Source organism: Dolichospermum circinale AWQC131C (genome assembly GCF_000426905.1).
GTDB lineage: Bacteria > Cyanobacteriota > Cyanobacteriia > Cyanobacteriales > Nostocaceae > Dolichospermum > Dolichospermum circinale.
This window is the reverse complement of the sequence record NZ_KE384642.1, coordinates 145,967-153,212: the sequence shown is the minus strand read 5'-3', so window position 1 is coordinate 153,212 and position 7,246 is coordinate 145,967. Positions and strand designations below refer to the sequence as shown.

Sequence of the window (7,246 nt, the reverse complement as noted above, 5' to 3'; positions counted from 1 at the left end):
AAAAAAATTAACAGTAATACCAAATTAATGGAACGCAGATAAACACAGATAAACACAGATAAAGATAGACAATCAAAAATCAAAACATGATACTGTTAAAAAACATCCTGTTAATGCTTAAATCCTGGACATCCTGATTCAGACAATTTCTCCAACCAGCAACTTAGATTAGATACTTGTTACACAATTGGCGAAAGTCTTCACCGCGCATTTCAAAGTTAGGATACTGATCAAAACTAGCGCAAGCGGGAGATAGTAATACTACTGAAGCTTGATGTTTTTTCGCTAGTTCCCCAGATAAGGACACGGCGTTTTCCATGGTTTCGACTATGTGATAATTACTATATCCCACTTCTTGCAGACGTTTAGAAAATGCCAGTGCTGCGTTACCTATAAGTAAGACAGCGGCGGCTTTAGCTTTAATTTGTGCCAACCAGGCGGTATCATCTCCCGCTTTAGCTTCTCCACCAGCGATTAAAATAGTGGGGCTTTGCACAGATGCTAAACCTACCGCCGCTGCGTCGTAATTAGTGGCTTTACTATCGTTAATAAAATCAACTCCTTGCCAATTGCAGATATGTTCTAAGCGATGGGGAACACCAGGAAATTCACGGACAGCTTGGGAAATGGCGGTAATATCTATACCTGCTAATCTAGCAGCGGCGACGGACATGAGCAGATTTTGCTGGTTATGTTCCCCTACCATTCGCAATGCAGATACCTCGACAATGGCTTGGGGTGTAGCGGTGATTTTTTCCATTACCCAGCCATTTTCTATATAAAAGCCTTTTTCACCAATCAGAAATTCTTCACCCTTAACGCTTGTCCAATAGGCCTGAGGCCAATGATTTAATCCTAATTGACGCAAGTAAAGATCATCACCATTAAATATTTGTAACTGGGAATTGTGTAATAATTTGGCCTTGATATGATAGTAATTTTCTAATGTTTTGTGACGGGCTAAATGATCTGGTGTGAAAGTTGTCCAAATGCCAATGCGAGGTGCTAAAGTTACAGAAGATTCGATTTGATAACTGCTAATTTCGCCAATTATCCAATCAGGGCGATTTTGGATTTGAGATTTGAGACTTTGGATTGCTACCTCACAAGCAGCATAGCCGATATTACCACAGGCGGGAGCGTTTAATCCTGCCGTTTGGAAAATAGCCGCAATTAAGGCTGTGGTAGTGGTTTTACCATTTGTACCAGTAATTCCTACCCAGGGGATATCTTGTAAATGTCGCCAAGCTAGTTCCATTTCGCCGATAGTTTCCATTCCCAGTTCTCGCGCTTGGGCTAAAATAGGAATATCCCAAGGAACTCCGGGACTGACAATTATTAACTTGGATAAATCAGAATTGGTAAATTCTGGTGTGGTTTTTAATTTAACGGTAATGTGTTCGCTGGCGAGTTCCTGTTGTTGTTTGAGGAGGGTTGGGGAGGTGCTACTGTCATAAAGTTCTACCTCCCAGCCTTCCTGTTTCAACAATCTTGCCGCAGCAACACCGGACTTTCCTAATCCAATAATTAACGCTTCTGGCATTGACCGTGTATCATCCCTGGTTAAGCTCTACTATAGTAGCGTTAATTGGCAACAATTTAACAAATTTTTGTTGCTTTTGACTACAAATTTTTAACTATTGCACCAAAATCTGCTAGAACGCGACCATGATTTCGCAATAATCCCAGCAAATTTAAGCGATTTTGCTTAATATCGGGATTTGGGTCCATGACTAAAACGCTGTCTTCACCATCAAAAAATGTACCCACGGTAGGAGCGATTTTTGTCAGTGCGGTTACTAACAGTTGATAATCTCGGTTTTTCTGTGCTGCTTGGGTTTGGGGAACTAACTCAACCAAGGCGTTGTAAAATGCAGATTCGGATTTTTTCTGGAATAGTTCGGGGTTAATTAAGGTTTGTGGTTCTAGGGTTTCCAAGTCTAGATTTCCCTGGGCTGCTAACCGGGTAGAACGGTTGACAGTTTCGTAGATTTTATCTAATGTACCATCTTGACGGATTTTTTGTAAATAGATGGCGCGATCGCGGACATCTAATAAATCTACTAATGCACGTTCTGTATATTCAAGATCATTTTCTCCTAAAACCGCATTTACCAAATCATAATCTATCTGTTTTTCATCTTGTAATAAAGTGCGTATTCTTTGGAAGAAAAATTCTCGCAAAGTTTTAATTAGTCCCATTCTATCTTTACGAAAATCAACGGCAAAATTTCTTGCTGTATACTCTAATAAACTTTGTAAATTTATCGGTAAATTTGCCAACCAGGTAATATTAATTATGGCATTAGCAGCGCGACGTAAAGCAAAAGGATCGGAAGAACCTGTAGGAATTAAACCTAAACCAAAGATACTAACTAAAGTATCTAATCTATCAGCTAAACCGACAATTTGACCAGTAAGAGTTTGAGGGAAAATATCATCAGCATTTCTGGGTAAATAATGCTCAAAAATCGCTTTTGCCACTTCTGGGTCTTCACCACTAGCTAAGGCGTATTTTTCGCCCATGATTCCCTGTAATTCTGGAAATTCATAGACCATTTGCGTCACTAAATCGGCTTTACAGAGTAATGCAGCCCGTAATACGTTATTGATTGTATCAGGGAAGTCTGTTTTTTCAATAAAGTTAGCTTTTGTCAGTTGATATACAATCATTCCTGCAATGTCCATGACTCGATTTACTTTGGCACGAACAGAACCTAAATCTTCTTGGAATGTAACTTTTTCTAATTGAGGTAAAAAGCTTTCTAAAGGTTTAGATAAATCAGCTTCATAGAAAAATCTGCCGTCTGCTAACCTGGCGCGAATTACCCTCGCATTCCCCACAGCAATAATATCAGATTTGGCAGGATCTCCATTACTAATGGTGATAAAATTGGGCAATAATTCCTGACATTCTGCATTTTTGAAAACTGGAAAATACCGCTGGTGACTGACCATAACCTCGGTAATTACTTCTTTTGGTAACTTGAGAAATTCCTCCTCAAATTGTCCGATAACTGCTGTGGGATATTCCACTAAATTGACAACTTCCGCTAATAATTCTGGGTAAATTGGGGTATATCCGCCTAATTTTTCCGCCGCTGCTTTAACTTGATTTGTGATGATTTCTCCTCGGTTTTCTGGGGGGACATTTACAAAACCAGAAGCCAATGTTTTGACATATTCTGTAGCGTGGGAAATACTAACAGGTTCGGGGTGTAATACTCTATGGGTGCGAGAAATGCGATTGCTTTTGACAATTTTTGCCCCATTTTCTAATTGTAATGGTAAGATATTCCCATCTAATAATGTCACTAACCACCGAATTGGCCGGGAAAATCGGCCGTCACCATGTCCCCAGCGCATTAACCGCTTGCCTTCCAAGTTCCAGACCCATTGGGGGACAAGTTCGGTTAAAATATCCGCAATGGGACGACCGGGAATTTGCTTATTCACAAAGACAAAATCCCCTTTTTCCGTGGGACGAATTTCTAAAGCAGAAATATCTACACCTTGCTTACTGGCAAAACCAATGGCGGCTTTAGTGGGTTGTCCATCTTTAAAAGCTGCTTGTGCGGGGGGTCCTTTGATTTCCTCTTCTCTGTCTGCTTGTTGGGAGGGTAAACCGGTAATGAGAACCGCTAACCGTCGCGGTGTTCCATAGACTTCAACCACAGCGTCGGGGAGATTATGAGTTGCTAGGCTGTGGGGAATGCGCGATTTCCATTGTACAATAGCATCACTCAAAAAACCGGCGGGTAATTCTTCTGTACCGACCTCTAATAAAAATGCTGGCATAAGATACTGTTTTTAACTTGACGGGGCTGAATATTAGTCAATTCCAATATTGTATGCCATAACCGGTAATAGGTAATAGGTAATAGGTAATAGGTAATTGGTAATTGGTAATTGGTAATTGGTAATAGGTAATTGGTAATTGGTAATTGGTAATAGCAATCTTTGTCTTTAGAAGAAATCTTGAAACTTGGATACATTATTTACAAATTAATAAATAATGATATCCTAGTAAAAAATACGAGGTGAAGTCTCATGCTAACCATAGCACCCGCTCACTCCCACCGCGCTATACTCGCTAATATTTCTTGGCACACTTTTGAAACCATTTTAACAGAAATGGGCAATCATCGCGCTACTCGTCTAGCCTACAACCAGGGAACACTAGAAATTATGACTCCTTTAATGCCTCATGAACATAATAAAAGACTGATAGAAAAGCTCATTGATAATTTAGCAGAGGAACTTAATCTTAATATTAAAAGTACCGGTTCAGTGACTTGTAAACGTCAAGATTTAGCCAAAGGTGTAGAACCAGATTCTAGTTTTTACATCCAAAATGAAGCGATAATGCGAAATAAACAAACTCTAGATTTGACTCAAGATCCTCCACCAGATTTAATTATAGAAGTTGATTATACTAGCGCTTCCCTGGATAGATTACCGATTTATTTGGCTTTAGGTGTTCCCGAAGTTTGGCGTTATGATCATCCGGTAATGCAGATTTATCAACTCAGTAATGGTGTTTATATTCCCTGTGACGTTTCTCCCACCTTTGCTAATTTACCCCTAACTACAGAAATTCCCCACTTTTTAGCACAAAGTCTGGAAATAGGCGAAATTTCTATGATTCGTTCCTTTCGTGCTTGGTTACAAAAATCAAAAATAGAACTCACACAGAAATGACAGCATAGCGAATTAATATGGCTAAATCTTGTGGTGCGGGCATACTTCGACAAGCTCAGTACAAGTCTTGCCCGCTATAATTAGACAAATTCAATCCAGTACATTTTAAGTTTGTAAAATACCCCTCTCCGTCCTGGAGAGGAGTTGGGGTGAGGTTTATCGCAGTAAAGTTAAATTAAACCTATATCTGACTGTTGTGATTCACTGGTTCAGGTTTAAGAATAATGGGATTGGGAAGAGATGGTGATTTAGATACCTTTGTTTCCGCCTGTGCTTGTCCTGTTTGATTCCAGAGAATCATTGAGAGTAAACCATCTACTAAACTGTTACTATTACCATGACCATTGCTGCTACTTACCGTAATGTCAGGGATAATACGGACATTGCGATCGCCTATAATTTGCATTAACTGCATCGCCGTATAACCTTGTTTTCCTAAAGCTTCTACACCGGCGAGGTAGGTTTCCGCTTTAGCGTTACCTGTGGCGCGAATACCTTCAGCCTCCGCGACAGCTTTCAGTTTAATGGCTTCCGCTTCACCGGTTGCTTGCTGAATTTGGGCGTTAGCTTGCAATTGGGCTATTGTCACACCTTGTTCTGATTGTACCAAATCTTGCTGAATATCAGCTAATGCTGTTTCCCTGACCAACATTTGTCGTTGGGTTTCGGCCATTTGCTGCACTTCGTAAGTTTTACGTTGTTCCTCTGCGATTTTCCGTTCTGTCAAAGTGTGCATTAATTCTTCCGGGGGCGTAATTAAACCAATTAAAGAATCCACAGCTTGCACATCATAGGCACGCAAAGCAGATTTAACGTATTCAGAAGCTTCTATTTGGCGCTCGCTACGGGCAATTAAGAAATCCAAAATGGTATATTCTTGAGCGGAATTACGGAAATAATTGCCCACAATGGGACGTAAAACTTGGTCAATGACATTTTGCATCGAACCTAAGCGAGAAATCACTTTTGGCGCGTCTGAAGCCCCAATGTGGATAATTTGAAATATCTCTAAATCAAAGCTAAAACCATCAAATGACAGCAGTTTTAACGCCTTCAAATTAGTATCATATCCGTGCTGTCCCACAATTCTGTCAGTAAAGTTTAAAACGATATTCGTCGTCGGTACTAACTCAACTTTCATCACCTTAGTATTGAGGGGGTGTTTTCCTGGATACAATGGTTCAACCCAAACCCCCTTATGTCCTTGATTGACTAAGTTTCCGTGAGTAAAAGCCGCACCACTGACATCTTCCTGATCTTCACCGACAAAAGAAATCACCACACCGACATAACCAATGGGAATTTCCGTCATCGGTACTTGTTCGATATTTACCAACCAAGGGTTGAGATTCCACGAACCCGATAATAATACCTGTTCTTGTAAACCACGCTGTCCCCCAGCATCAATAAATTTTTGACCATTTTGGAAGTTATCATGGCCACCAATCAAACGTCCAGCAATTTCACCTGCTGCAATTGGTGAACCATCTAACGTGGTGACAATACCAACTTTGTCTGCTGCTACTTCATAAATACGCAATTGTTCTGGACGCATACCATGAGTAGTGGCATTGGCTGTCGTAATAACTTTAAACAAAGCAGTGTTAATACGGTAAGTACCAGCGGTAATAAAAGCAATTTGTCGTCCTTTTTCGCCACCTTTGGTCAAAAATTTGCGAGCATCTTGAAAATTATCACATTCGACAATTTTGCCCAAAATCCGCTCTGGAGGGTTAGAAGCCCCATCAGCGGCGACAACCAGAGCGATTTCTCCTTGGGGGACAATGATTACCGGCTCTTTTTTGACAGCATACTGCCAAGGCCAATAACCCCAGTGCCAACCAGGGGCCAGGGTATCTGCTTGTAAACCAGCTTCACCATTTAAAGCGATTAATCTATTAGGGGGTAATACTTTACCAGAGAAGGTAAATTTTCTGACAACAATGCCCACCTCTCGCTCACCGATAACTACCAGTCCACCGAAGAAAATACAACTACCAATAATAATCACGGGAAAAATGATCAAAGGTTCAATTCCCATCGTTTGATAAGGAATTTGCCGGGTTACAGACTGAGTAATTACGGGCTGAGTTTGACCAGTTTTGGTTGATATTGATACAGAGGTTATTTCTTTTCCTGTTAGTGTTTCTCCGGTAGTGGCATTGGCAGCATTAACACCACCTACTAAAGATAGGGCAGCGATCGCAGATGTAGCCAATGTCACAGATTTATTGTACTTACTCTTACCCAGGGAAAATGGAAAGCTTTTCATATATGTGTACCTCATTGGGGAAATAATTATCTAATTTGTGACTTCACTATGAATCAGCCTGTTTCCTTAAATCCTATCTAAATTTTTTACCAGATTGATTCATCCGTTTAAGAAGGGGTTATAAGCTGATTTTTACAAAACTTATTTTATTGATGTAAGTATTTTGGGAAGTTAGTGGTAGAATAAAAACGGGATTAAAGCCAGACTCAATCGTAACATTACTTTAACTCTTTTCAAAATCACAAGTTCCAAAAGGGGTATCTATTATGGCTA

At 40.2% G+C, this 7,246-nt stretch carries 4 protein-coding genes; 1 reads left to right on the top strand and 3 read right to left on the bottom strand.

From position 1 onward, the window contains the following. Window positions 1–163: 163 nt before the first annotated feature. The gene (gene murD, locus ACIR131C_RS0118865; protein WP_028091444.1) at window positions 164–1,543 is read right to left on the bottom strand and encodes a UDP-N-acetylmuramoyl-L-alanine--D-glutamate ligase; all 1,380 of its coding nucleotides are present in this window, start codon (window positions 1,541–1,543) and stop codon (window positions 164–166) included. Window positions 1,544–1,623: 80 nt separating this feature from the next. Beyond that, on the bottom strand, window positions 1,624–3,798 hold the full coding sequence (gene glyS, locus ACIR131C_RS0118860; protein ID WP_028091443.1) for a glycine--tRNA ligase subunit beta: 2,175 nt from the start codon (window positions 3,796–3,798) through the stop codon (window positions 1,624–1,626). 252 nt (window positions 3,799–4,050) lie between these two features. On the opposite strand from glyS, the gene ACIR131C_RS0118850 reads away from it, so the two are divergent. After that, complete coding sequence (locus ACIR131C_RS0118850) at window positions 4,051–4,701, top strand: Uma2 family endonuclease (RefSeq protein ID WP_028091442.1); 651 nt, start codon at window positions 4,051–4,053, stop codon at window positions 4,699–4,701. Window positions 4,702–4,882: 181 nt separating this feature from the next. Here the strand turns inward: ACIR131C_RS0118850 and ACIR131C_RS0118845 are convergent, their stop codons facing one another. Beyond that, window positions 4,883–6,973 (bottom strand): SPFH domain-containing protein, encoded by a 2,091-nt coding sequence (locus ACIR131C_RS0118845; protein ID WP_028091441.1) that lies wholly within the window; start codon window positions 6,971–6,973, stop codon window positions 4,883–4,885. Window positions 6,974–7,246: the final 273 nt, after the last annotated feature.

Coding starts and splice junctions, on each gene's coding strand:
- glyS (WP_028091443.1), bottom strand. CDS start 3,798: ATGCCAGCATTTTTATTAGAGGTCGGTACAGAAGAATTACCCGCCGGT.
- murD (WP_028091444.1), bottom strand. CDS start 1,543: ATGCCAGAAGCGTTAATTATTGGATTAGGAAAGTCCGGTGTTGCTGCG.
- ACIR131C_RS0118845 (WP_028091441.1), bottom strand. CDS start 6,973: ATGAAAAGCTTTCCATTTTCCCTGGGTAAGAGTAAGTACAATAAATCT.
- ACIR131C_RS0118850 (WP_028091442.1), top strand. CDS start 4,051: ATGCTAACCATAGCACCCGCTCACTCCCACCGCGCTATACTCGCTAAT.